General features: G+C 58.8%; 21 protein-coding genes and 2 pseudogenes. 15 read left to right on the plus strand and 8 right to left on the minus strand.

Annotated elements, in window-relative coordinates:
* Nucleotides 1-178: 178 nt before the first annotated feature.
* Nucleotides 179-619, minus strand: coding sequence for a YbaN family protein (locus AC1RTQ_RS23560; protein ID WP_492879318.1), 441 nt, complete (start codon nucleotides 617-619; stop codon nucleotides 179-181).
* A gap of 217 nt (nucleotides 620-836) precedes the next feature.
* Here AC1RTQ_RS23560 and AC1RTQ_RS23565 point away from each other — a divergent pair, with 217 nt between their 5' ends.
* A complete protein-coding gene (locus AC1RTQ_RS23565; RefSeq protein WP_492879320.1) occupies nucleotides 837-1,940 on the plus strand; it encodes an enoyl-CoA hydratase/isomerase family protein in 1,104 nt (367 codons plus the stop codon).
* Between the two features lie 108 nt (nucleotides 1,941-2,048).
* On the opposite strand, the gene AC1RTQ_RS23570 is transcribed toward AC1RTQ_RS23565, so the two are convergent.
* Nucleotides 2,049-3,167: a DUF72 domain-containing protein gene (locus AC1RTQ_RS23570; protein WP_492879322.1), complete on the minus strand. Its 1,119-nt coding sequence runs from the start codon at nucleotides 3,165-3,167 to the stop codon at nucleotides 2,049-2,051.
* Nucleotides 3,168-3,346: 179 nt separating this feature from the next.
* Between AC1RTQ_RS23570 and AC1RTQ_RS23575 the strand changes: the two genes are divergently transcribed.
* Complete coding sequence (locus tag AC1RTQ_RS23575; protein ID WP_302091544.1) at nucleotides 3,347-5,728, plus strand: Tex family protein; 2,382 nt, start codon at nucleotides 3,347-3,349, stop codon at nucleotides 5,726-5,728.
* 57 nt (nucleotides 5,729-5,785) lie between these two features.
* Here the strand turns inward: AC1RTQ_RS23575 and AC1RTQ_RS23580 are convergent, their stop codons facing one another.
* Nucleotides 5,786-6,172, minus strand: coding sequence for a hypothetical protein (locus AC1RTQ_RS23580; protein ID WP_492879325.1), 387 nt, complete (start codon nucleotides 6,170-6,172; stop codon nucleotides 5,786-5,788).
* Between AC1RTQ_RS23580 and AC1RTQ_RS23585 the strand changes: the two genes are divergently transcribed.
* The 6 genes and pseudogenes from AC1RTQ_RS23585 (at nucleotide 6,146) to AC1RTQ_RS23610 (ending at nucleotide 13,648) form a co-directional block, all read left to right on the plus strand.
* A complete protein-coding gene (locus tag AC1RTQ_RS23585) occupies nucleotides 6,146-7,036 on the plus strand; it encodes an alpha/beta hydrolase family protein (RefSeq protein ID WP_492879327.1) in 891 nt (296 codons plus the stop codon). The two genes, AC1RTQ_RS23580 and AC1RTQ_RS23585, sit on opposite strands and share 27 nt — an antisense overlap.
* 66 nt (nucleotides 7,037-7,102) lie before the next feature.
* The gene (locus tag AC1RTQ_RS23590; protein ID WP_492879366.1) at nucleotides 7,103-7,945 is read left to right on the plus strand and encodes an HDOD domain-containing protein; all 843 of its coding nucleotides are present in this window, start codon (nucleotides 7,103-7,105) and stop codon (nucleotides 7,943-7,945) included.
* Between the two features lie 208 nt (nucleotides 7,946-8,153).
* Nucleotides 8,154-8,915, plus strand: a complete 762-nt coding sequence (locus AC1RTQ_RS23595; RefSeq protein ID WP_302091541.1) for a response regulator — start codon at nucleotides 8,154-8,156, stop codon at nucleotides 8,913-8,915.
* A 300-nt stretch (nucleotides 8,916-9,215) separates the two neighbouring features.
* Nucleotides 9,216-9,785, plus strand: a complete 570-nt coding sequence (locus AC1RTQ_RS23600) for a sensor histidine kinase (protein WP_492879330.1) — start codon at nucleotides 9,216-9,218, stop codon at nucleotides 9,783-9,785.
* Between the two features lie 133 nt (nucleotides 9,786-9,918).
* Nucleotides 9,919-10,921, plus strand: a pseudogene (locus AC1RTQ_RS23605) (patatin-like phospholipase family protein).
* Nucleotides 10,922-11,221: 300 nt separating this feature from the next.
* Nucleotides 11,222-13,648 carry an AI-2E family transporter gene (locus AC1RTQ_RS23610; protein ID WP_492879368.1) on the plus strand — a complete coding sequence of 809 codons (2,427 nt, stop codon included), beginning with the start codon at nucleotides 11,222-11,224 and terminating at the stop codon, nucleotides 13,646-13,648.
* A gap of 17 nt (nucleotides 13,649-13,665) precedes the next feature.
* Here the strand turns inward: AC1RTQ_RS23610 and gbd are convergent, their stop codons facing one another.
* Together gbd and AC1RTQ_RS23620 are read right to left on the minus strand one after the other, a co-directional pair.
* On the minus strand, nucleotides 13,666-14,802 hold the full coding sequence (gbd, locus tag AC1RTQ_RS23615) for a 4-hydroxybutyrate dehydrogenase (protein ID WP_492879332.1): 1,137 nt from the start codon (nucleotides 14,800-14,802) through the stop codon (nucleotides 13,666-13,668).
* 741 nt (nucleotides 14,803-15,543) lie between these two features.
* Entirely contained in the window at nucleotides 15,544-16,089 is a 546-nt protein-coding gene (locus AC1RTQ_RS23620; protein ID WP_492879334.1) for a PaaI family thioesterase, read from the minus strand.
* A gap of 59 nt (nucleotides 16,090-16,148) precedes the next feature.
* On the opposite strand from AC1RTQ_RS23620, the gene AC1RTQ_RS23625 reads away from it, so the two are divergent.
* On the plus strand, nucleotides 16,149-16,610 hold the full coding sequence (locus AC1RTQ_RS23625) for a MarR family winged helix-turn-helix transcriptional regulator (protein WP_492879336.1): 462 nt from the start codon (nucleotides 16,149-16,151) through the stop codon (nucleotides 16,608-16,610).
* Nucleotides 16,594-17,778 (plus strand): multidrug effflux MFS transporter, encoded by a 1,185-nt coding sequence (locus AC1RTQ_RS23630; protein ID WP_492879338.1) that lies wholly within the window; start codon nucleotides 16,594-16,596, stop codon nucleotides 17,776-17,778. Before AC1RTQ_RS23625 ends, AC1RTQ_RS23630 begins: the two co-directional genes overlap by 17 nt.
* Nucleotides 17,779-17,788: 10 nt before the next feature.
* On the opposite strand, the gene AC1RTQ_RS23635 is transcribed toward AC1RTQ_RS23630, so the two are convergent.
* Complete coding sequence (locus AC1RTQ_RS23635; RefSeq protein WP_301446179.1) at nucleotides 17,789-18,412, minus strand: TetR/AcrR family transcriptional regulator; 624 nt, start codon at nucleotides 18,410-18,412, stop codon at nucleotides 17,789-17,791.
* Between the two features lie 132 nt (nucleotides 18,413-18,544).
* Between AC1RTQ_RS23635 and AC1RTQ_RS23640 the strand changes: the two genes are divergently transcribed.
* The 5 genes from AC1RTQ_RS23640 (at nucleotide 18,545) to AC1RTQ_RS23660 (ending at nucleotide 23,494) form a co-directional block, all read left to right on the plus strand.
* The gene (locus AC1RTQ_RS23640; protein WP_492879340.1) at nucleotides 18,545-19,627 is read left to right on the plus strand and encodes an alkene reductase; all 1,083 of its coding nucleotides are present in this window, start codon (nucleotides 18,545-18,547) and stop codon (nucleotides 19,625-19,627) included.
* Between the two features lie 82 nt (nucleotides 19,628-19,709).
* Nucleotides 19,710-20,558, plus strand: coding sequence for an alpha/beta fold hydrolase (locus AC1RTQ_RS23645; protein ID WP_492879342.1), 849 nt, complete (start codon nucleotides 19,710-19,712; stop codon nucleotides 20,556-20,558).
* A 49-nt stretch (nucleotides 20,559-20,607) separates the two neighbouring features.
* On the plus strand, nucleotides 20,608-21,396 hold the full coding sequence (locus AC1RTQ_RS23650) for an SDR family NAD(P)-dependent oxidoreductase (protein WP_492879344.1): 789 nt from the start codon (nucleotides 20,608-20,610) through the stop codon (nucleotides 21,394-21,396).
* 27 nt (nucleotides 21,397-21,423) lie between these two features.
* Nucleotides 21,424-22,386 (plus strand): alpha/beta fold hydrolase, encoded by a 963-nt coding sequence (locus AC1RTQ_RS23655; RefSeq protein ID WP_492879346.1) that lies wholly within the window; start codon nucleotides 21,424-21,426, stop codon nucleotides 22,384-22,386.
* Nucleotides 22,387-22,492: 106 nt separating this feature from the next.
* A complete protein-coding gene (locus tag AC1RTQ_RS23660; RefSeq protein ID WP_492879348.1) occupies nucleotides 22,493-23,494 on the plus strand; it encodes an NADP-dependent oxidoreductase in 1,002 nt (333 codons plus the stop codon).
* A gap of 520 nt (nucleotides 23,495-24,014) precedes the next feature.
* On the opposite strand, the pseudogene AC1RTQ_RS23665 reads toward AC1RTQ_RS23660, so the two are convergent.
* A pseudogene (locus AC1RTQ_RS23665) lies at nucleotides 24,015-24,316 on the minus strand (DDE-type integrase/transposase/recombinase); the annotation flags it as partial.
* 207 nt (nucleotides 24,317-24,523) lie between these two features.
* Nucleotides 24,524-25,663: an MFS transporter gene (locus AC1RTQ_RS23670; RefSeq protein ID WP_492879370.1), complete on the minus strand. Its 1,140-nt coding sequence runs from the start codon at nucleotides 25,661-25,663 to the stop codon at nucleotides 24,524-24,526.
* Nucleotides 25,664-25,807: the final 144 nt, after the last annotated feature.

Below are 25,807 nucleotides of genomic sequence, written 5' to 3' on the forward strand. Positions count from 1 at the left end.
GGAATGTAGCGCAGCCTGGTAGCGCACTTGCATGGGGTGCAAGGGGTCGCGAGTTCGAATCCCGCCATTCCGACCAAATTGAAAAGGCCTGTGATGAAAATCACGGGCCTTTTTCTATTCCAGCTCTCCTGTTCGAGGAGAACATCGACCATGCGCATGTATTGCGGTTTTGGGGACATCACCCTTCAATCTGCGGCTCCGGCCTGAGCCACAGCCAGAGCAGGACGCAGGCCATGATGCTCAGCGTCATCGCCGTGAGCCATGGTTTGTACGAGAAAAACAGAATCAGCAGGCTGCTGGCGCCCATGCTGACGGTTGCCGTCCATTTGGCACGGCGGCTGATCTTGCCACCGGTGTCCCAGTTATGCAGCAGGGGGCCGAAAACACGGTGGGCATAGAGCCAGCGGTGCAGTCTGGGCGAGCTGCGTACCGCTGCCCAGGCCGCCATCAGTATGAATACCGTGGTGGGCATGCCGGGAACCACGGCACCTATCAGACCCAATATCACGCAGACCAGGGCAAAGGCAATGAGCAGATAGCGCAGCGGCGCGGAAAGCTGCTTGGACTCCAGGTGCGGTTCTGCGCGAGGGGTTTCGGGCGGTGGTGGCAGATCGTTCATGAGACAGAAGTTGGGCTGCAGAAACTGGTGAAGCTGCAGCCAAGCACGGCTCCCATATTAGTCAGCATTGCAGCACGTTCGGGCTTTGTGGCTGCAGATGCTGGCGGTATTTGTCACGTCCTTGTCCCGGCCTGCGTGGAGTGCCACCGCATAATCGGAGCGCATGGCCTGGCGACCGATTGGCGACCAGCATGGAATTGATTCAAGGAGCAAGACAATGACCCCCACCCCGAGCGCCGATATGTCCGATGTGATTGCCGAAGTCCGTGGCAAGCTGGGCATGATTACGCTCAACCGTCCCAAGGCGCTCAATGCGCTGTCTCTGGGCATGGTGCGCGATCTGCTGGGCACGTTGCTGGCCTGGCAAAAAGACGACTCGATTCTGGGCGTAGCCATTCGTGGCAGCAACAAGGAAGGGATGTTCGGGGCGTTTTGCGCCGGTGGCGACATCCGCTTTCTGCACGCGGCCGGCAGCAGCGGCAATCCTCAACTCGAAGATTTCTTTACCGAGGAATATGCACTCAACCATTTGATTCACAGCTTTGGCAAGCCTTATATCGCTTTCATGGATGGCATCGTCATGGGCGGCGGCATGGGCATCAGCCAGGGCGGCTCGCTGCGTATCGTGACCGAGCGCACCAAGATGGCCATGCCCGAGACGGCCATTGGCCTGTTCCCCGATGTGGGGGGCGGCCATTTTCTCTCGCGCTGCCCTGGTGCTGTGGGCGAATGGCTGGCCTTGACCGGTGACACCATCGGCGCAGGCGATGCCCTGGCTTTTGGCTTGGCCGATGGCTGCATTCCCGCCGCGCAGCAGGCCGATCTGTGGGAGACCCTGGCAACCACGGATTTTGCCAACGTGGAGGCGCTCAATGCCGTGGTGCGCTCCCGCTTTGTGAGCACCGATCCCAAGACAACCGAGCATCGAGCGGAAATTGATGCCTGTTTTTCTCAGCCTACGGTGGCTGCTGTTGTGCAGGCCTTGCAGGCCGGCAGCGACTGGGCTCAGGCCGAAGCGGCCACGCTGCGCAAGCGCTCACCGCTGATGCTGCATGTGGTGCTGGAGCAGATCCGCCGTGCGCGCCAGATGACTCTGGCCGAAGATCTTCGCATGGAGCGCGATATGGTGCGCCACTGCTTTTATCTACGCCCGGGTCGCAGCGAAACCGTGGAGGGCATTCGTGCGCTGGCGGTGGACAAGGACCACAGCCCGCGCTGGAATCCTGCCAGCATCGAAGAGGTGAGTGATGCCGAGTGGCAAGCATTCTTTGACAGCCCTTGGCCTGCGCATTCGCACCCGCTGGCGGCACTGCAAGGCTGATCTGGTTCCCTATCAAAACAACGTCCGACAGCATTGAACCTGCTGGGATTTTTTTGATAGCTATCGGCGCTTTACTGGTAAGCGTTTGATGGCATTTTTACCATGATTTCAGGATGGGGAGCGTGGCCGCTTGTCCGGGCCTGCGTCTGCAAGACTCGCAAGCGCCTGCGCCAGCAGCGTTATTGAGCGGGGGGCGCATCCCTCGGCATCGTTGCTGATGGTCACAAAAGCGGGTTGACCGGCACCGGTGATGCCGGCAATTGTGTGGGCCAGCCGCTCCCGAGTATGCCGATCTTCGCTGAGGATCTCGTTGAACGGCTGGTGCTTCTTCTGGGCATCGGTATAGCCATAGGCGCCAAAGATGCGATTCAGATTCCAGCGGCACACCAGCGGCCCGGGCCACAAGGCGCGCAACGTGGGCAACTGCTCTTCGATGGGAGGCATCTTGCCGTGCAGGCCCAGACAATAGGTTGCGCCATGGGCCTTGAGTGTCCGGGGCAGCGCCGGGGTTAGCAGCTCGGGGTCCCTGACCTCGACGGCCACGACGACTTGTGGATGTTTTTGTAGCGCCTGCCTCACGGCGGCCAGCAACTGGCCCAGCCTTTCCATCAATAGGTCGGGGCGGCTGAGCAGACTCCAGGGCAGGGGACTGAGCTGAAACACCAGCACTCCCAGCTTGCTGCCCAGCCCTTCGAGAGTGGGCTGCACAAAATGCTCTATGGCTAGGCCGGGGTCCAGAAACGCAGGGTTGGCCTCGCGCGGCTTGCCTTCTTCGCTGCGGACCTGGGCATCGGTAATACCGGCTGGGCATTTGACGACAAAGCGGAAGTCGGTATGGACCTGAGCGGCAAAGGCGGCATATTGGCTGGCCGTCAGCGGTCGCCAGAAGGTGCGGTCGACGCAGACAGTGCGCAGCAGCGGGTGTTGGTGATAGGCCGTCAGGCCTTTTTTGGCCAGCACGCTACTGTCGTACGCACCGTCCCAGACCAAGTCTTCCCAGCCCGGATAGGACCAGGTCGAGACGCCCATGCGCAGCAGAGGAGGCAGTTGAGCGGCCAGCTCCTGGTACTGCGCGGCTGCCGGGGCCAGGGCAATCGCGCCGCTTCTGGGTTTGTGTTTACCTGGGGCATCTGCCTGCGGCGCTTCTTCAGACTGTGCTTTGTCGGAGCCGTCTCCGGGGGGAGGCAGCTCATCGGCAAAAAAATCGTCCTGAAAGGTTTCGGGCATGTCGCAATAATTCTAATGAAATTGGCTTTCTGCGCTTGCTCATTCAGGGAAAGCAGCTATGGAAAGCATAGTTTTTAAGGTTTGCTTGCACTTCTGCCGGATATCAAGAGCAGTCTGGCGCCAGGCCTATGGCAAACTCATTAGCTTCCTGTGTTGAGCGCCGTGGGGCGAATATTCGAATGCAAAAAATCATTGGTCAGATTGCTCAAGAACTGAATGTCAAGCCGCAGCAGGTGAGCGCGGCAGTGGAGTTGCTCGATGGTGGCGCCACGGTTCCGTTTGTGGCCCGCTACCGCAAGGAGGCTACTGGCGGTCTGGACGATACGCAACTGCGCACGCTGGACGAGCGCCTGACCTATCTGCGCGAGCTGGACGACCGCCGCGAGACGGTGCTCAAGGCCATTGACGAGCAGGGCAAGCTGACCGATGCGCTGCGCCTGGCGATTGTCAGTGCGCCGACCAAGCAGGAGTTGGAGGACATTTACCTGCCCTTCAAGCAAAAGCGCCGCACCAAGGGACAGATTGCCAAGGAATTCGGCATCGAGCCGCTGGCCGACAAGCTGTTTGCCGACCCTACGCTGGATCCGCACAAGGAGGCCGAGGCTTTCTGCAAGCCCGCGACGACGCTGGACGACGGTAAGCCCGGTCCCGACTTCAGCACCACTTTTGCCGTGCTGGACGGCGTGCGCGACATTCTCTCCGAGCGCTGGGCCGAGGACCCGGCCCTGGTGCAGAAGCTGCGCGAATGGCTGTGGGATGAAGGCCTGCTCCAATCCAAGAAGGTCGAGAGCAAGAACGAAAACGACCCCGAGGTCGCCAAGTTTCGCGACTACTTCGAGTATGACGAGCCCATAGGCCGCGTGCCTTCGCACAGGGCCTTGGCCGTGTTCCGCGGCCGTGCGCTGGAGGTTCTCGAAGCCAAGCTGGTGCAACCGGTCGAGCCTGAACCGGGTAAACCCAGTCTCGCCGAGGGCAAGATCGCGCTGCATCTGGGCTGGAGCCATGCCAAGCGCGCCGCTGACGATCTGATTCGCAAATGCGTGGCCTGGACCTGGCGCGTCAAGCTGAGCCTGTCCACCGAGCGCGACCTGTTCAGCCGCCTGCGTGAAGACGCCGAGAAGGTCGCCATCAAGGTGTTTGGCGACAATCTGCGTGACCTGCTGCTGGCCGCACCGGCGGGCCAGCGTGCCGTGATCGGCCTGGACCCCGGCATCCGCACTGGCGTCAAGGTGGCTGTGGTGGACAGTACCGGCAAGCTGGTGGATACAACTACCATCTACCCGCATGAGCCGCGCCGCGACTGGGATGGCTCCCTGGCCGTGCTCGCCCGTCTGGTGGAAAAGCACGACATCAATCTGATCGCCATCGGCAACGGCACGGCCAGCCGCGAGACGGACAAGCTGGCTGCGGATCTGATCAAGATCGCCTCCAAGGCCGACAAGAAGATCGACAAGGTCGTGGTCAGCGAGGCCGGGGCTTCGGTCTATTCGGCCAGCGAGTTCGCGGCCCATGAAATGCCCGATATCGACGTCAGCCTGCGCGGTGCGGCATCGATTGCCCGCCGCCTGCAGGATCCACTGGCCGAGCTGGTCAAGATTGATCCCAAGAGCATTGGCGTGGGCCAGTACCAGCATGATGTGAACCAGAGCGAGCTGGCGCGCCAGCTCGATGCCGTGGTCGAGGACTGCGTGAACTCCGTGGGTGTGGACTTGAACACCGCTTCGGCCCCGCTGCTGACGCGTGTCTCGGGTCTGTCGGGTTCGGTCGCCAAGTCGGTGGTGCGCTGGCGCGATGCCAATGGCTCGTTCAAGAACCGCAAGCAACTGATGGAAGTGGCCGGTCTGGGTGCCAAGACTTTCGAGCAGGCAGCAGGCTTTCTGCGCATTCGCGGTGGCGACAATCCGCTGGATGTCACCGGCGTTCACCCCGAAACCTATCCGGTGGTCGAGCAGATCATCCTGGCCACCGGCAAGCCCGTGGATCAGATCATGGGTCGTGGCGAAGTGCTCAAGTCCTTAAAGCCAGAGCAGTTCGCCAATGACAAATTTGGTGCTGTGACCATCAAGGATATTCTGGGGGAGTTAGAGAAGCCCGGTCGTGATCCGCGCCCTGACTTTGTGGTTGCCCGCTTCAATGACGGCGTGGAAGACATCAAGGACCTGAAGGAAGGCATGACGCTGGAGGGCACGGTCAGCAACGTGGCCCAGTTCGGTGCGTTCGTGGATCTGGGTGTGCATCAGGACGGGCTTGTGCACGTGAGCCAGATGAGTCACAAGTTCATCGAAGATGCGCGTGAAGTGGTCAAGACGGGGCAGATCGTCAAGGTCAAGGTGCTGGAAGTGGATGTGGATCGCAAGCGCATCAGCCTGACCATGAAGCTCGATGCGGCTCCCGCACGCCGCGACGGCCCGCGCGACAACCGCTTTGAAGGCGCAGGCCGTAGCAATAGCTATGGCGGCGGCAGCCGCGGTGGCTATGCGCAACCACAGCGTGGTAACCAGCCCACACAGCAAAATGCAATGGCATCAGCCTTTGCGAAGTTGCAGGGACTGAAGAAATAATCTCCTACCGGGCCGCCACTTAATTCACATTACAGGCGGCTTTTTTGTGGGAGCACATCAATGCGCAAAGCGAGAGGGCGGGCGATACTGCCGGCTATAGGGGTGGCAATCTTGGTGGTCTTTATCGGCGCCAAGATGGCATCGCGCGGCTGGATATCGTTGGACAAAATCAAGAACAAGGCCCATGCCCAGCAGCCTGCAGCCTTGGTCTGGCCACCAGCACTGGCTCCAGAGAATGATGACTTTTGTCATACCGTCAAGCTCAATCTTGCCCAGGTTGACAAGGCCCAGGAAGAGGGCATCAACATAGATCAACAACGGCGCTGCATCACGCGTGCTGCGATGGCAGAGCATGAGATGGCCAAAGTGCGTCACGCTGCCGCTCGCAAGCAGCACGAGAGCCAGCGCGCGGAGCAGGTGCAGATCGAGCAGGTGGTGGATCAACAGATCGCTTCTGGTGAAATCGCTCTGCAGAACCTGATGCAGGCTCGCGCCGGCAAGACAACACAGATTGCGGCAGCCTTGTTGCCGGCCGCCCATAAGCCCATCCAGCCGATGCCGACACCGCCTTCTCAGCTGTTTGTTTCAATGAGCTATCAGAGCGGGGATCTGAAACTCAATGCCTTTGTCACCCCGGACCCCAGGGATGGGAGGAAGCTGCCTTTGATGGTCTGGCTGACGGGAGGAGATACCAATAGCCTGGACGATTTCTGGAGCGAAGGGCCAGCCGCCAATGACCAAAGCGCCAGCGCTTTTCGCAAGGCAGGCATGGCGATGCTGTTTCCCACATTGCGCGGTGGCAATGACAATCCCGGCCAGCGTGAGTATTTCTGGGGGGAGGTACAGGATGTGGCAGCGGCCATCCTGCAGGCCGCACAGCTGCCTTATGTCGACCCGGCACGCATCTATCTCGGTGGGCATAGCACCGGAGCCACGCTGGCTTTGCTGACAGCAACGGCAGGGTTGCCAGTTCAGGGGGTGTTCGCGTTTGGTCCTGTGGACGAGGTCGGCGGCTATGGCTGGCCCGTGAAATGGGGCTTGATCTCGGCGGATGAAAAGCGCTTGCGTTCGCCCGTCTACTGGCTGCATGCAATAAAGAGTCCGACGTGGATCATCGAGGGCAGCAAGAGTCCCGGCAATATCAACAGTCTCGACAATATGTGCGCCGCGCGAAAATCTAATCAGCTGCACTGCGTCTCGGTTCAGGGGGCTGATCACTTTTCCGTGTTACAACCCCTGACACGCAAGCTTGCCAGCCAGTTGGTCATGGGCCAGCCTGTGCAGCTGAATAGAGATGAAAAGCTCTGACATTCCTATGAGCCCTCTCGTGTTCATTTCGTGGTGGCGACAGCCTTGTCACTGCCTTTGGTCCAGATGAGCCGCGTCAAACCATTGATCCTGTCAACGTTGCTGGAGCAGCATTTATTGCTGCCAAGCCAGCCGCGCGTCGTTGCGCTGCTGTCGAGTGAACTGCGCAAGCCAGAGCCCGGCATGCGCAGCCTGGTGCAATTGTTTTCCACCGATCCGGTCTTGACCGCTCGTCTGCTGGCCGCAGCCAATGGGCCAGCGCATCTGCTGGGGCAGCGCGTACACAGCATTCCCGAAGCACTGGTGCTGCTGGCGCCGGTTCAGTTGCGGCAATTGGTGCAGAAGGCGGCTCCAGTCAGCGCATCTCATGTTTCGGCAGGCTGGAGTTTGGCGAATTTCTGGCGCTACAGCCTGGACACGGCACGCATGGCGCGCGCGCTTGCAATGTCGGTTCAGGCCAACGCCTCGCAGGCCTATGCGGTGGGACTGCTGCATGGCCTGGGAGAGCTGTTGCTGCAGGCTGCCGACCCTGACACTTTCTTCAGACTTTCCGAGTTGCTGGAGCCCCTGCATCCCAAGCGCCCTCAGGTGGAGATGCAATTGATGGGCTATTGCTCGGGGCAGATTACGGCCCATCTGGCGCGACAGTGGAATTTTCCGGAGCTGATCAGCGATGCCTTTCAGTTCATGCATGCGCCGATGGAGCAGCCTGTATTCGAGCCTTTGACGGGGGTGCTGCATCTGGCCGTCTGGCGAGCATCGACCCGCGCGCTTAACTGGGGCGAGCGCCAGCTGGCAGTGACATTCCCTGCTGAAACCGGACTGGCGCTGGGCATGGACATCGACATGGTGCTGCGCCAAGCATCCATCGACTGGCACGCGGCAGGCTCCCTGGATGTTCAGTTTTAGGGCACCTGGGCGACTGTGATGAGTAATTGGCGGTTTTGAGTAGGTGTCGTCAGAAAACCGTGATTACTCAAATTGCATTTTTTCTTACGCTGAGTTGCAGTTTTAATTGCTAAAAACTATCTAATGACGCGCTGGGGAGTTTTTTTCTATATGGTGTCTTGAGCACCATCCTGAGTCCCCGGCAAGCAACTCTGGCCAGGAGAGAAAAATGGACCCGAACGGTGCAAACAACTCTGGGGATGCCTTGATGCTCCGACCCATGGCTGTGGAGCTGGGGAGCCCTTCCATGTGGCCAGATCACATGGTGGGGCAGCCCGACAAGCCTGTCAAAGTGCTGTTGGTGGACGATGATGCGCACCTACGCATGGTGATCGCACAGGAAATCATGAATGATCGGCGCACCATGGTGGTCGCGCAGGCGGACAACCTCAAGGATGCAAGAAAAGCCATTCGTCAACATGAGTTTGATGTCATGTTGCTGGATCTGAAACTGGGGGCAGACGATGGTCTTGAGTTGATTGAGGTGATGAAAAGCCAGCGCCCGCAGGCCGAGGTCATTGTGGTTTCGGTGGTGGAGACGGAAGAGCAGGTGTTGCACGCTTTTGAGTTGGGTGCAACCGGCTATCTGGTCAAGAACTCCTGGTTTGGCAACTACCCTCAAGCGGTGCTGCAGGTCGTCAATGGCGGGGCCTCCATCACTCCTAGTCTCGCCAGGCGGCTCTTGCAGCGGTATGACAAGCGGCCGGCCACCGGAGCCGTTCCGGGCTCTGATATGTCCGACAGGCTCTCCAGCCGCGAATGCGAGGTCTTGCGTATGGTTGCCAGCGGTAATACCAGTGCAGAGATCGGCACGCAGTTGGAGATCAGCACCATGACGGTCAACACGCACATCAAGAACATCTATCGCAAGCTCCAGGTGCGCACCCGAGCACAAGCCGTGCGTTTCGCCTACTTGCGTGGCTGGTTCTAAGCGCCAGTGTCTGCGAACGCATTCACCATGTCCTACGTCTGGCAGCTGCTTCTGTGGAGTGTTCAGCTGCTGCTGTGGCTGCCCTGGCTTTTGCAGACTGGAGCGGTGTTCCATTCAGCTCCCTGGTGGACTGCGGCGCTAGGTACGGCGGGCAGCATGGCGGCTGTCGCTTGGCTGTTTCCACGTGCATATCGCAGCGTGCTGTGGCGCAGACGTAAAAGCGTACGTCCATCGAGAGAGGTACAGCAGGAGCGCAGGCGCATAGCGGAGGCATTGCATGACGATGTCGGCAGCCAACTGGTGCAGCTGATCAGCCTGACCGATCTCGGCACGGACCCGGCGATTCGCAGCAATGCAGAACAATGCCTGCTCGATCTACGGCTGATTGTTGATTCCATGGATAGCCGAAATGAACCCCTGGGTATCCTTCTGGCGCGTTTCAGGCACAGGCTGCAACCTGTGGTGGATCATCGAGGCATGAATCTGCACTGGGATGTTTGGGACCCGCAGATGTCTGGCGATATCGGTAGCCTGCCATGCGGCCCCATGGCCGAGGAAATCATGGCAGTGGTGAAGGAGGCCGTGAGCAATGTGCTGCAGCACACTGACGCGCTTGAACTTTGGATCACGCTGGCTGCCGACGAGCAGTGGAAAAGTGCGTCAAATGTTTCAGATGCCTCCTTTGTGCATGCTCGCCTGAGCATTGAGGATGCGGGGCCCGTCAGACCGACGGATGGCAGGCAAATCCCGGACGTAGCATCTGCTGGCATGGGGTGGGTCAATATGCGCCGCAGAGCGCTTGTCATGGGGGCGAAACTGAGCATCTCAGCCCGACCCGGTGGCGGTACCTCGGTCACGCTCAACTGGTGAAGTCGCCGAGCTGATCCCGAGCAACGGGGCTTGCAAGCACAATGCCCACATGACGTCATCCACAAGAGCATTGCGAATCTATGCTGGTCTCAAGGCGCGGCAATCTATAGAGCGGCAGGGCTTGCAGCCGGATATGGTCATAGTCATACCGGCGGCGGCAGGCGGTCCCAAGGGCTTGATTCTCGGACCTCCGCATCGCCTCATCTTTGGGCAGTGGTTACGGGCCAGCGTGCAGCCGGTGGATCTGATTGGGGCGCATGGCGATGGCTTGTCTGGACGCACCAGTGGAAGCCTTTGAGCGGCTGGAGCGTGACTATATTGCACAGCGCTTTGATCCCCCCGAAGGGCACAGGCGCACGCCGTCGTCGCTGGTCAGTGAGCGGTTTGCGCAGTCTCTACAGGACTTTTACGGGGGGCGTGTGAGTGAGGTTCTGGCCAATCCGCGCTATAGGCAGCATGTGATTGCCGCCCGTGGGCGTGGTCTGCTGTCACGTGCGTCGCCCTGGCGCACTCCATTGGGCTATGCGGCCGCGTTTGCCGGCAATGTGTTGCATCGGCCGGCATTGGGCTGCTTGCTGGAGCGTGTGATCTTTTCCTCTTCTGCAAACGATGCCGTGCATGCTCTTCCCTTTGGTGTTGCGGACATTCGGTCTGCGCAGACCCGGCTGACGGAGAGTAATTTCATGGAGGCCTTGCGAGCCAGTTGCTCCATCCCTTTTGTGTTGGATGCCGTGCAAAACATTTCAGATGCACCCAAGGGGGCCTATTGGGATGGCGGCATTACCGACTATCACATGCATCTGGATTATCTGGCCTCTCGTAACGGCGATGGGGTGGTGCTATATCCCCATTTCCAGAAGGCGGTGATTCCTGGCTGGTTGGACAAGGGACTGAAATGGCGTCATGGACCGAGCTCGTATCTGGACTCGATGATTGTGCTGGCCCCTGATCACACCTGGGTGGCGTGCCTGCCGAACGGCAAGTTGCCGGATCGGCACGATTTTCTGAGTTATGGCACAAACCATGATGCGCGTGCCAAGGCCTGGAATACCGCGGTGGTGGCCAGTCGGCAGTTGGCCGATGAGTTTGCGCAGTGGCTGCATGCACCTGATCCGGGTCGAGTCGAGGCTCTATAGCGTTTTTTTGCAAATTACGACAAAGCCTGACAGCAGAGGAGGGCAGAGCCAGATGGAATTCTGGATGAGCGTACTTTGTCTCAGAAAATCATAGACAACAGTCCATCAAGGATGCCAATGTCAGAAAACCGAAACGAGAATTCCCCGTCCGATGAGTCGTCTGCAATCCCCGAGGTCAACTTTGGCGCGGTTGCGCCAACCAAGCCGTATGCGGGTGCACCGGTCGAAATCGAGACTTTCTCGCGAGAGGCGGGTTCGGCCGGAGAGGGCCGGCAGCCTGCTCACGGTTTGTGGGAGGGCATCGACAGACGAGCCAGGGCCAACGTGGCTCCGGGGCTTGTGCATCTGGTAGAAATGCTGCCGGCCCTGCGTTTGCTCATCGGGCTGATGATTGCTTCCATCGTGATTCTTGCCCTCTATTTCGGGCGGGACATGCTTATTCCTCTAGCCCTGGCAATGCTGTTCGGCTTCTTGCTCGACCCTGCTGTCAGCAAGCTCAAGCGCTGGGGGCTGCCGCGGATGGCTTCGGCCATTGTGGTCGTGGCTTTTTCTCTGGCAGCACTCGGCGGCTTGGGCATGTATCTGGGTAGTCAGGTGCAGCAACTCAGTGCCGATCTGCCTACCTATCAATCGACGATTCGCGACAAATTGCGCAGCCTGCGCAAGAGCGCAAATATGCCCAGCGCCTGGGATGGCGTTTTCAAGACCTACAACACCGTTGAGAAAGAGATTGCCAGCGTGGACAACGCCAGGGCGCGGGTGCAGAAAGTGGAGGTTCAGTCTCCCGAGTCCAAGCCCACTACGCGGATGCTGCAGTGGCTGGGGCGTATTGCCGAGCCTGTGACGACCGCAGGTATCGTGTTGCTGTTTGTCATATTGATTCTGCTTGACAGGGACGAGCTGAGGGATCGGTTGCTGAGGCTGGTGGGAGGCAACCTCAATGTGGCCACCGATGCGCTGGATGAGGCCTCGCAGCGCATTGGCAAATATCTGCGCATGCAGTTCATTGTCAACGTCAGCTATGGCGTGCCACTCGCCGTGGGCTTGTTGCTCATTGGTGTGCCAGGGGCGATTCTCTGGGGGGTGCTGGGCGCCATCATGCGATTTGTGCCCTATGTGGGCCCGATGATGTCTGCGGTATTTCCGCTGGCGCTAGCCTTTGCGGTCGATCCCAGTTGGGATATGTTTTTGATGACCCTTGGCCTGATTCTGCTGCTGGAGCTGATTAGCAACAATGTGATCGAGCCGTGGCTATATGGCTCAAGTACAGGTTTGTCGACCTTGTCAATCATTGTTGCCGCAACCTTCTGGACAGCGCTTTGGGGGCCGATCGGTCTGATTCTTTCCACACCTTTGACGGTGTGCCTGCTGGTGCTGGGGCGCTACATTCCCTCGCTCAAATTCATGGAGGTATTGCTGGGCAGCGAGCCTGTTCTCGGGCCGCAGCAACGGCTGTATCAGCGTCTACTGGCCGATGACGCTGATGATGCCATCAGCATGGCCGTACAGTCCGTGGAGGAGCGCCTGCTCTCCAAGTCCAGCCTGGATGACAGAGCCAGTGCCGTCAGCGGGTTTTATGATGAGGTTGCCATTCCTGCTCTGCGTATTGCAACCCAGCAGCATCTGGAGTCGGCGACGGCCGAACATCGCTTGCGGCTGTCCAATGGCATGGCAGCCTTGCTGGAGGAGTTGCAGGACCAATATGCATTCAGAAGCAGTGGCGAGCATGTTCGGGCGGCTCCCGGTGAAGGTGACCAGCGTCGATGCCTGCGCATTCATTGCGCGGGTGTGCGCTGGGAGGTGGATGCCCTGGGCGCAGCCATGGTGGCCCATGCAGAGAGCTTGCATGGTCATGAGGTTAGCTGCTCTGAATGGGCACTTGCCCCGGACTCGAAGTCCTTGCAGTTTGATGCCAATGGCCTGCTGGCGGATCGCGATTGGGTTCAGGCCGTGAAGCAATCGGATCTATTGGTGCTATCGATTTTCAATCACCAGCCACAAAGCATGGCGAGACGCATTGTGCGGCGCATTCGCCGGCATTGGCCGGGTGCACGAGTGGTGCTGTGCCTGTGGAATGCTCCAGCCGTGGCAGCTGCCCCCGAGTTTGCCCGGCAGACAGGTGCGCAGGCCTGCGTGACCAGTCTGCGTGAGTTGCATCTGTGGGTAGAGGCCATGCAGGTTGGAGATCCTGGCGAGCGTGTGATTGCAGCTCCGATTCCCGATGACGATGAGCAGCGCGTCAAAATGCTGCATGAAAGCGGAGTGCTGGCACCAGCGTTGACAGCGCTATATCGCGATACTGCCAAGAAGGCCGTTAACGCTTTCAACACCAAGTGGGCTCAAGTTTCCTGGGTGGATGCTGAACGTGTCTTTGCGCCGGGCAGTCTGCTGCCGCTGTCTGCGCAAGAGGGCATTCAACAAGGTTTCCCTCGTGATGGCACGGTGTGCTCGTATGTTGTGTATGAAGAAGAGGCTATTGTGGTTGGAGACTTGGCGCGAGACCCCCGATTTGCAAGCGATTCGGTGGTGCATAGCCTTAAGCTGCGCTTTTACGCGGGAGTCCCTCTGGTGGACAAAAAAGGCAATGTGCTGGGCTGCCTTTCCATACTTGATGACGAGCCTCGCAACATGTCCGACGATGAGCTCGAGGTGCTCAGCAGCATGGCGAGGCAATTGATGGACGATGTGCGCGAGGCGCTCAAGCAAGGCCCTGTCGTTGAGGCTTGAGCGCTGTGTGAAGCCTGTCAGAGCGAGGTGCTGAGCATCTGCTCATAGTCCTGTGCGGATGCCAGTCGTGGATTGGTGGCGTGGCAGTGGTCCTTGAGTGCACAGTTGATGATTGCATCAAACTGTGCGCGCTCCACGCCCATGGCAGCCAGACCCGATGGCAGGTTCAGGCGGGCATTCATATCTCGGATCGCGTCGGGGATATCGCTTCCGCTGCTGAGGCCCATGGCATGTGCCATGCGGTTGAGGCGGTTCTCGCGCTGAACGCTTTCGGCTTCGGCATTGAAACGCACGACTGCGGGCAGGAACATGGCGTTGAGCGTGCCGTGGTGCAGGCGTGGGTTGATGCCGCCCAGGCTGTGACTGAGGCTATGCACGCAGCCCAGCCCTTTCTGAAACGCCATGGCTCCTTGCATGCTTGCGCTCATCAATTGGCGGCGGGCTTCTGCGTCGTTGCCATTGAGCATGGCCCGCTCGATATGCGCCCAGCCCCTGGTCAGCCCGTCCAGGCCAATGCCGTCAGCCGGTGGATTGAAAGCCGAGGCCATAAAGGTTTCCATGCAATGTGCTATGGCATCCATGCCGGTTGCTGCCGTCAGCATGGGGGGGAGGCCGAAGGTGAGCTCGGGGTCGCAGATGGCAGCCTTGGGCACCAGATGCCAGCTGTGAAAACCCAGTTTGCGATGGTCGTCCACGATGATGATGGCGCCACGCGCTACCTCACTGCCCGTGCCGCTGGTGGTAGGCACGGCAATCAGCGGAGCAACTCGCTCCGTAATACGAGGCGAGCCGCCTTCAATCGTCGCGTAGTGCGAGAGCGGGCCTTCATGCGTAGCCGCAATTGCCACGCCTTTGGCACAGTCAATGGCACTGCCACCGCCCACAGCGACCAATCCATCGCAGTTCTGGGATTTGTAGATTTCAGCCGCAGCACGCACAGCCGCTTCAGTGGGGTTGGAAGGAGTCTGGTCAAATACTGCATAGGGCAGGCCACCCAGTGCATTTATGGATTTTTGCAAGATTCCTGCAGCCTTGACGCCGGGGTCGGTCACGATCAGCGGCTTGCTGATACCCACACGCTCGCATTCTTGGCGCAGCATTTGCACGGCGCCAAAGTCAAACTGGATCTGTGTCACGTAATTGATAAAGGCCATGTTCTGCTTGCTCAGTAGAAAGAGGAGTCTCGGCAATCTAGAAGCCTAGAAGCCGAATGCAGCCACGCAAAGACAGCAAACCCTAGGGGAAGGGCAAAATCGTCTCCCAGGGGACAGGGGGTTATTCTGGGTAAATAAAGTCGTAAACAGCGACCCACCATTCATGCGGGTTTGCAGGGGATGATGGTGCAGAACTAAAGTCGCAAAGTCGCCCGCGCTCAGAAAGCGCCCCATGTGTTTTTTTGAGGGTAGTGGATTGCCTTCAAGTCGCTAGCGCTTCGGTTCGGCGTACGTCCAAGAGAGCACACCCCAAAGATAGGCCAGGGATGTCTACCTGCCAAGGGATAGTCCACCCTGCAACTACAGTGCTTCGAAGACACCTATCACCGGCCCGAACGACTGCTCGGTACGACTTATCGGGAGTTCACCCTGCGGCAGCAAGCGCTGCAAAACCGACCTAGGGGAGGTCGGCTCCAGGCTGGTTGCAGCGGCTGAGCTTTGGCAAGCTTGTGACCGTTGTCGCCAAGATCAGATGTTGACCCGCTGCCTGGTCTGACGTCCGCTATGAGCCTCAAACCAGAAACTTGCTGTGCGCAGTACCCCAGACAACCAGAAGGGAACCTCTCGCAAGCTGCGAACAGGTGCTGACGACCCATTGCTGCCCTTCGAGATTCGGCAGGCGATGACCGCCATGCAAGGTTCACCGTTCGTCGTTCCGGATGCCGAAAATTTCAGCATTGCTCATGATGGTTTCGCGCCGATGGGCTGATCAAAAATCAAGCAGGTTGTGGTTGCATGGGCATACAGCTTCCCATCGGGTCCAACGATGCGCCCCTCCGCTGTGGCTACCTGCCGACCTGCGTGGATCACCTTGCCCTCCGCACGCACGAGTGGCACGCCATCGGTCAACGCGCGCACCATGTTCACTTTCAGCTCCAAGGTGGTGAAGGCTTTTCCCGCCGGCAAGGTCGTGTGAATGGCACAACCCACTGCAGAGTCGAGCAAGGTCGCAAACCAGCCTCCATGCACCGTACCGAGCGGGTTGTAGTGACGACGCTTTGGACTTCCCTGAAACACCGCCTCCCCTGGCGTCATGCGAATGGGAACAAAGTCGAGCGTATTGCCTATAGGCGCTGGCGGAAGCTCCCCAGCAAAGATGGCCTCGAACATTTCCATGCCAGAACGACCAGCGACACTTGCGTGCGGCCCAGTATCCACAGCGCTTAGATGAGCACGTACCGCAGCTTCATCGGCTCGCCAACTCTCGATAACTTGATCCACAGACATTTCAGTCTCCTTCATTTTTAAAACTTGTAATTACAACAGTTGTAATTACAATATATCAAATGAAGAACAGCATCAAGCCCCAGGGGTGCACCAATCTAAAGTTGCGCCAGCTCAGTCGTATGGTGACGCGGCACTACGACCACTTCTTTGCGGAGGTGGGCTTGAAGATCACCCAATATTCCCTGCTTTCCCACGTCGTGAAACTGGGGCCGATAAGGCCGGTGGATCTGGCCAAGCGCATGCAGATGGACGCCTCAACATTGACGCGCAATCTTCAGCCGCTGTCGGCGATGGGCTTGCTGACGATTGGCGCTGGAGCCGACGCGCGCAGTCGCCTAGTCGCTGCAACAGAAACCGGCGTGTCCAAACAGGCACAAGCACAACAGGCTTGGAAAGTCGCACAGCTTGCTTTGAACGCGCAGTTGGGCACGGAGCGTGTGGCGGCGCTGCATGACCTGATCGATTCCTGCATTGAATGCCTTGACGGCGATGAAGGGGGCGACGATGCCCAAACCGATTGACTCCGCAAAATCCCTCTCAGGCGAATTACTGCTGATGCTCGCTGGACTGGCGGCGCTGGGATCGTTGGCCACCAACATCATCCTGCCAGCCTTTCCTTCCATGGGCGCCGAGCTTGGGACATCTGTCAAAGACCTTAGCGCCACTCTGAGCACCTTCTTTGTGGCTTTCGCGTTGGGTCAGCTTTTCGTCGGGCCTTTATCGGATCGCTTTGGACGCGCACCCCTGGTGGTATCCGGTTTGTGCGTGTTTGTAGTCGGTAGCGCGGTATGTGCCTTTGCCACAAGCCTTCCTCAGCTCATCGTCGGCCGAGTGATTCAAGCCCTTGGCGTTTGCGCGACGTCCGTGCTATCTCGCGCCATTGCACGTGACCTGTTTGAAGGCGATGCGCTTGCGCGTGCGCTTTCGCTGGTCATGGTCGCCATGGCAGCTGCCCCCGGTTTTTCTCCGCTACTGGGCGGTGTCTTCAACAGTTTTTTGGGTTGGCGCGCAACGTTTGGCGTTGTCGGGGTGCTCGCCATCTTGCTGGGTATCCACTATGTGTCGCGACTTGGGGAGACGCATAGCTCCGACTTACGCCGCCCGTTGGCGCTCAGTGCTGTCGCCGCGACCTACAAAGCACTCCTGACGGACCGCCGTTTCATTGCACCAGCACTATCTGTCAGCTTGGTCTTGGGCTCGCTGTATCTGTTTTTTGCAATGGCACCGGCCATCTTGATGGAAGGGTTTGGTTTTTCACCCTTGCAACTCGCACTTTTTTTCGCGTCCACCGTCTTTGTTGTCTTTGGGGCTGGCCTGCTCGCTCCTCGGCTTGCACACCGGTTTGGCACACTGCGCGCTGCCCGTGCAGGCATTTTCATTGCCTTTGCCGCTGGTGCGACCTTGCTGGCTGCCCCGGAGCAGGTGTACTACTTTTCGGCGGCCTTGACAGTGTTTTTGATTGGAATGGGCCTGATCAATCCCTTGGGAACTGCCGTGACCCTGCAACCCTTTGGGCAAAACGCTGGGGCAGCCTCTGCCTTGCTGGGCTTCCTGCAAATGGGCTGTGCTGCTATCTCCATTGCAATTACCTCCGCACTGCCGCTTTCTCCCTACTTGGCATTCAGCGCCGTCATCGCCACCAGCTTGCTGATGGCGTTGGTGACGTTTGGGGCCGCAGTAAAGCGCTGAACGTTAAAGCTCAGGCCACATCAGATTGAGTAGCGTGAGCCGCTGCGGGAGGCGGTACGCCTTCTTGCTCCGCCAATGCGCCAAGGATCTTGTCCCGACACACAGCCAAGATTTCATCGGCAAGTGGTGAATCATCGGGACAGGCCCGAGACATGACCAGGGCCCCGACGATATGCGCAAAGGTGTCGATGGACTTGGCCCGCGCCTCGTTATTTCCTGCTCGCTCCGAGGCCGGACATTCCTTCTCAAGGGCCTGCAGCAAGCTTTCGATGCCTGCAGCAAATGTCCTCTTGACCTCTTGCGTCTGGCGCGCTGCATCGGAGCCCAGAGCGGCCATGGTGCAGCCTGCCGCCCGATTGTCACGATGCTCGCGAGACAGATAGCTGTTCACAAAAGTCGACAGGTCAATACCTTTCGTCAACTCTACGGTCTGCTCTATCCCGCAAGCAGCAGATTCTGCCATCAAGTCCGTCTTAGAGCGGAATTGTTTGTAGAAACCGCCTTGAGTGAACCCCGCTGCCGCCATCAAGTCGACCACGCCCACGCCATCGTACCCACGCTCGCGAAACAGCGCCGACGCCGTTTTCACGACATGTGCTCGGTTTGCCTGTGCCTGTGCTTTGGTGAGCTTCATTTTTCTACCGTGGAGTGTCTGTGTGCATGCGGAGCCTCTACTATATATTGATTACGATCGTAATTAAAGTATTGACTTTTTAGATTACGATCGTCATCATTGAGTCTTCTAGAACATTGCTGTGGATGCAAAATGACTGAGAAGACGCTTTTTCAACCCTATGTCTTAGGTGATCTGGTATTGGCCAATCGCGTTGTGATGGGACCGCTAACCCGCAACCGCGCCGGTTCTGGCTTGGTGCCTAATGAGCTTGCGGCCACCTACTACGCACAGCGTGCTTCGGCTGGCTTGATCATTACGGAAGCAACTCAGGTCTCTGCACAGGCGCAGGGCTACCAAGACACCCCTGGTCTCTACACAGCCGAGCAGGTCGCTGGATGGCGCAAAGTCACCGGAGCGGTGCACGCCCAGGGCGGAAAGATCTTTGTGCAACTGTGGCATGTGGGCCGCGTTTCCCATGTGTCCGTGCAGCCGGATGGCGCAGCGCCTGTAGCCCCCTCTGCCATCCGAGCACAAACCAAGACCTTCGTGAACAATGGCTTTGCGGAAGTATCTGAGCCCCGCGCTCTGGGCCTAGATGAGATCCCAGGCGTCGTGGAGAGCTTCCGCCAAGCTGCCGCCAATGCCATGAGTGCAGGCTTCGATGGCGTGGAGGTGCATGGTGCCAACGGCTACCTGCTGGAGCAATTCATCAAGGATGGAGCCAACCAACGCACGGACGCATACGGCGGCTCAGTGGAAAACCGTGCACGACTGTTGCTAGAGGTGACCGCCGCCGTTGCCCGGGAAATTGGGCCTGAGCGCACCGGTGTACGCATCTCTCCAGTCTCCCCCGCCAATGGAATCTCTATCAGCGAGCCGCAGCCTCAGTACAACTACATCGCTGAGCAACTCAGTGCCCTCGGCATTGTCTATCTGCATGTCGTGGAAGGCGCGACAGGCGGCCCCCGCGATGTCGCGCATTTTGACTATGACGCGCTGCGCGCTCGCTTCAAGCAAACCTACATCGCCAACAACGGCTACACCCGCCAGTTGGCCGAAGCTCGCCTGCAGGAAGGCAAGCTCGATTTAGTTGCATTTGGGCACGCCTTCATTGCCAACCCAGACTTGGTCGAGCGCTTGAAGACCGACGCGCCTCTGGCTCAGATGAACATGGCCACGCTCTACGGCGGTGGCGCCGCAGGCTACACAGACTATCCCGCGCTCGCAGCCTGATCGCCAGTGCATCCCACAGGAGCCCAACAACCGGCTTCTGCCTTCAACGCTCTATCCCATCCCCAACCATTGCGAGGCTCATATGAGCAGCACCCACATCACCGCCCCGACCCAATTCGTTGAAGCCAACGGCGTGCGCTATGCGTACCGTCGATTTGGAGGAGAGCAAGGCGTGCCTCTGGTATTCCTTCAGCACTTTCGCGGAGGAATGGACAACTGGGACCCATTGATTACCGATGGCCTTGCGCAGGGTCGTCCTGTCATCTTGGTGAACTACGCAGGAGTAGCCAGCTCCGGTGGAGAGCCTGCCACTACGGTAGACGGCATGGCCGATGGTATTGCGGATTTCATCCAGGAGCTCGCATTTGCCAGCGCCGTGGATGTGCTTGGCTTCTCCATCGGAGGCTTCGTTGCTCAAAGCCTGGCACACCGATATCCACAATTCGTGCGACGCCTGGTGCTTGTGGGTACAGGACCGCGCAACGGTGATCGGAGCCAGGACTCCAAGGTGCTTCAAGTTGCGGCAAGCCCTGTACCCAGTATGGACGACTTCCTGTATCTGTTTTTCGCACCTACGCAAAAGAGCCAATCGGCAGGCCGCGCATTTTGGGAACGCCGCCACCGGCGTGCAGACCAAGATCCAGCCTCCTCAGTCGAAGCCATGAAAGCACAAGGTGCAGCCATCGCTGAGTGGAGTGCACCACACGGCGAACGCTATGCCTACCTGAAGGAGATAGGCCAGCCCACTCTGATCGTCAACGGCCACAACGACATCATGGTGCCGAGCATCAACTCCTTCACGTTGCAGCAGCTCATTCCCAACGCGCAGCTCATCCTGTACCCGGACTCTGGTCATGGCTCGCAATTCCAATACCCAGAACTGTTCGTCACCCAGACCGCTCTTTTCCTGGATGGACAACAGGCTGCCTGACCTCACGCCTCCCCGCTGATCTTCCCAAACCATTTCTGGATATAGAACTATGACTAATCTGCCTACAGCCTTGATCACCGGTGCGTCTTCCGGCATCGGTGCGACCTACGCTGAACGCTTCGCCCGCCGTGGCCACAACCTCGTCATGGTTGCCCGCGATAAAGCTCGCATGGACGTCCTCGCCTCCCGCTTGCGCGAAGAGACCAAGGTCACCATCGACGTGATTCAAGCCGACCTTACACAACAGGAAGACCTGGCTGAGGTCGAGATGCGTCTGCGCGAAGACACGTCGATCGGGATTTTGATCAACAACGCTGGCATGGGCCAATCCGGGGCTTTCGTCCAACAGAACGCGCAGAGCATTGACCGTCTGGTAATGCTCAACACCACGGCGCCCACGCGCCTCGCTGCAGCAGTCGCTGCGCGCTTTGCTCAGGAAGGCAAAGGCTCTATCGTCAACATCGGCTCGGTTGTTGGCTTTGCTCCCGAGCTAGGCATGACGATTTATGGCGCGACCAAGGCATTTGTACTGTTTCTCTCACAAGGTCTGAATTTGGAACTTGGGCCGAAGGGAATCTATGTGCAAGCAGTGCTGCCGGCGGCAACCCGTACTGAGATCTGGAGCCGCGCCGGCATGGATATCAACACACTGCCAGAGGTGATGGATGTCAACGAACTGGTGGATGCCGCACTCATCGGCTTCGATCGCAAGGAACTGGTGACGATTCCGCCTCTGCATGTTGCAGAGCGTTGGAATGAGCTGGACCAGGCGCGACAAGGACTGATGTCCGAAATCCGTCAAGCGCATGCCGCTGAGCGCTACCAGCCGCAGGCATGAGCGTTTTGACCACCTAACGGAGACGATATGTTCAACGAGTCCCAAGTGCGAGCGTACTGTCTCGCAGCGCTTGCAACGCTGTTTCTGCCGTACGCATCGGCCACGGATTGGGCCACATCACGCAGTGTGGAGATCAAGAGCAACGGCACTTCTTCAACGCAATGGAAGAACGTGCAGACCCAGGTTGTTTACGCAGGTGGTGTGGACTACGCCTACCGCGAACTGGGCCAGGAAAACGGCGGAGCACCTGTGGTATTGCTGGCCCACCTAGCTGCGGTCCTGGATAACTGGGACCCCCGTTTCGTAGACGGCCTTGCTGCAAAGCATCACGTCATCGCGTTCGACAATCGGGGGGTAGGCGCATCCACGGGGTCAGCTGCCCACTCGATTGAACAGATGGCCGATGATGCTACTAGCTTCATCAAGGCCAAGGGGTTCCAGAAGGTCGATCTTTTGGGCTTCTCCATGGGTGGGATGATCGCCCAGGAGATCGTGCTCAAGCAGCCACAACTGGTGCGCAAGCTGATTCTGGCGGGCACGGGACCTGCAGGTGGCCCAGGCATCAGTTCGGTGGCAGGCGTCGCGAACTATGACCTCTTGCGTGCGATCTTCAGCGGCCAAGATCCCAAGCAGTTCCTGTTCTTCACACGCACGCCGAACGGCATTGCAGCTGGCAAGGCCTTCCTGCAACGATTGCAGGAGCGCTCAGAGAATCGCGACAAGGCCATCAGCTTTGGCGCGTACATGGCGCAGTTGCAGGCGCTCAAGGCTTGGGGCGAAAAACCAGCGGTCGATCTGTCGGTGATCAAGCAGCCTGCGCTTGTGGCAAACGGTGATCACGACCGGATGGTACCCAGCAGCAACACCTACGACCTGGCCAAACGGCTGCCCAACAGCGAGCTGGTCATCTATCCCGATGCGGGTCACGGTGGTGTATTTCAGTATCACGAAGACTTTGTGCCCAAGGCTCTTACCTTCCTCGCACAGTAGTGGCTGAACAACGGCTCAGCAGCGACACAACAAAGCAGGGGCTGACGATGAGGCGACACAAGGCACTTGCGCATGGCCGCCTTCGCAACACACAAGCAGGAGCATCATGAAAGCCCTCACATTTAAACGCTACGGCAAGACCCCAGAGATCGGCATCACCGAGGTGCTTCGCCCAACACTTCGACCCAATGAAATGCTGGTTGAGGTGCATGCAGCAGGCTTAAACCCTATCGACAATATGATCACGACGGGAATGTTCAAGCCCGTGCTGAAGTTCAAGCTTCCCGCCGTCATGGGCAGCGACCTGGCCGGAGTGGTGGTTGAAGTGGGGAGCAGTGTTACCCGCTTCAAGCCAGGCGATGAGGTCTTTGCCAGCATCTTTGATCAAGGCACCGGATCACTTGCCGAGTTTGCGGTAGTTCCCCAACATCTGGCTGCACGCAAACCTGCCCATCTCGACTTCGTGCAGGCAGCGTCTGTGCCTATGGTTGGGTTGACTTCCTGGCAAGCTCTGAAAGAACGTGCCAACGTGCAGACAGGCCACAGAGTATTTATCCCTGCAGGCTCGGGCGGTATCGGCACGTTTGTAATTCAGTTGGCCAAGCACCTCGGTGCCTATGTGGCAACGACCACAAGTACCGCCAACGTTGCGCTGGTCAAGAGCTTGGGCGCGGACGATGTGATTGACTACAAAAAGCAGGAGTTTGAAGAGGTACTGCGAGGATACAACGTGGTACTGGGGACGATCCGCGGGGATGCATTGGAGAAGTCGATTGGCATCCTCAAGCCCGGCGGCAAGATAATTTCGCTGATTGGTCCGCTGGACGCTGCATTTGCACAAGCCCGCAAGTTGAACTTCGCTCTCAGACTAATCTTTGGCCTCATGAGCAGAAAAATCATCCGCATGGCAGCAAAGAAGGACGTGGACTACTCGTTTCTATTCGTGCGACCTGACGGCGAGCAGTTGGACGAAATTGGCGCGCTTCTTGACGCCGGTCATATCCATCCGGTTGTAGACAAAGTGTTTCCGTTCGATCAAGCGAAGCAGGCCCTTGAGTACTTGTCCCAAGGACGCGCCAAAGGCAAAGTCGTAGTGCGGATGCAATAGGAATGCAAAAAAACAATGCACTCCATGATGCAAGTCCTGAGCGACATACAGGTAGAGGGAAGATTTTTCGCTAAAGGCAGCCGATTGCAAGTAGTCGAAGCAGGTGATAGCTGCTTGGTGTTGCCAGACCCCGACACCCACACTACGCTTTGCGCGGTGCCAAGAAAGAACCTAAGCCGATTGACACTGTTCCGTTTAATGTTGGTGAACCATCGAGTTGGCCTCATGAGTGAACAGAAGCGATGGGGACTCGACGCGAGCGACGTTTGCTTGAGCATTGCAGAGTCGGCACCAGACTGCGAGATACTCGAAATCGAAGAAATTTCTTCATGATCGATTCTCACTAGCCTTTGAATTTTCCCTCGGAGGTAGCCAAATAGCACCTCAGCGCGAGGCTCGACGCGGCAACTTGCACAGCGCAAACTCAGGCAGAGCGCCTCGCACAGTCTGGGGTCTTCATCAGCCGTTATCGATCAGCCATAAGTCGATGACGACTATCTGCCTAGATGTGAACCGTCAAGATGAACCGCTCGGCCTTGTCGTTGGTCTGCGGCCGGTACGGTCTGGTGAACTTGTGCTGCACCCCAAGGCTTTGCAGGCTGCAGCAAACTCCTTGGCCCGGAAGGCTGCACCGTTGGCAGTCAGCAGGCGTATTCAGCGCACGCCCAGCCCCGCGTAATACGCCACCGCGTTGTGCACAAACTCGACGGCTTCGTGCTTCTTCTCGTCCCGATGCATGGCGGTGAAGGCGATGCGCGCATGGTCGTCGATGGCCGCAAACAACGTCTCCCAGCCTGCACCCTCGACCCAGTCGCGTCGGTTGGCCATGTCCGGCGACTGCGGGTCACCATAGACGTCGGCGGTGTCAAAGAAATTGATACCCGCCTCCAGCGCCTCGTCCATGATCTTGAAGCTGGCCGCTTCATCGGCCAGCTCGCACAAAATTCATGGTACCCAGCACGATGCGGCTGACCTTGAGGTCGGTGCGGCCCAGATGGGTGTATTGCATGGGGATTCTCCAGGTGGGGTTCAGGCCGTATGCTTGGCTGCCGCGCGCGCAGTCACGGCGGTTAGGGCAGCGCAAACCACCAGCAGCACGGCGCTCGCGACGAAGGTGCTGCGGTAGCCGCTGTGATCGAACAGAATGCCGCCCAGGGTCGAGCCCAGAGCGATGGATAGCTGCACCACGGCGACAAACAGGCCTCCACCCGCTTCGGCATCTTTTGGGAACACCTTGGCTATCCAGGCCCACCAGCCCACCGGAGCAGAGGTGCCGGTCAGGCCCCACAGCGCGAGCAGCAGGGCGACGATGGCGACCGAGCCGCCGAAGGCGATCAGGGCCAGCGCGGTCGCGGCCATCAGGGCCGGGATGACGATCAGCGTCTGGTAGAAGCTGCGTTGCAGGACGCGGCCGATGAGCACTGTGCCAATGAAGCCGGCCGCGCCCAGTACGAGCAGGAACAGCGAAATCGTCGAGCCACGCACATTCGTGACGGTTTCCAGGAAGGGGCGCACATAGGTGAACAGTCCGAATTGCCCCATGAACAGCAGGCTGCTGGCCAGCATGCCTACGGTGACGCCAGGGTGCTTGAACAAGGTGAACACCTTGAACACTTTGCTGATACCCGAGGCGCGCACGGCAGCCGGCATCGAGGGCAGCGCCTTCCATTGCCAGGCCAATGCGATCAGCGACACCGGCACCAGGCACAGGAAAGCACCGCGCCAGCCAACGACTGTGCCCAGATAGGCACCCAGGGGGGCGGCGATCACCATGGCGAGCGCGTTGCCGCCATTGACGACGGCGAGCGCCCGCGGGACATCGTGCGCCGGCACGAGCCGGATAGCCGTGGCTGCCGACATTGACCAGAAGCCGCCCACTACCACGCCGATCAGCGCCCGGCCCAGCATGTAGATGAAGTAGTTCGGTGCCAGTGCGACGATGGCACCGGAGATGCCCATCGCGAGCGTCAGGCCGAGCAGCAAGGTCTTGCGATTCAGGTTGCCCGTCAGCGCCGAGATGAACAGACTGGTCAATACGGCAAAGGCGCCGGAGATGGCGATACCTTGGCCGGTCATGCCTTCGGTGACCTGCAGGTCGGCCGCCATGGGTGTCAGCAGACTCACGGGGAGGAACTCGGAGGCGATCAGTGCGAAGGCGCAGATCGACATGGCGAAGACGCCGCTCCAGGATGCCGCTGGTGCGGGGGCACTATTGGAGGTTTCAGTGTCCCCCTGTTGGGAGGCTGTTGCAGTGCTGGCCATGGAGTGTTTTCTTCTGTGACGCAATAGGAAACGCCGCGCTATCCGCTGGGG

This window comes from Comamonas sp. GW821-FHT11H03 (assembly GCF_058807955.1).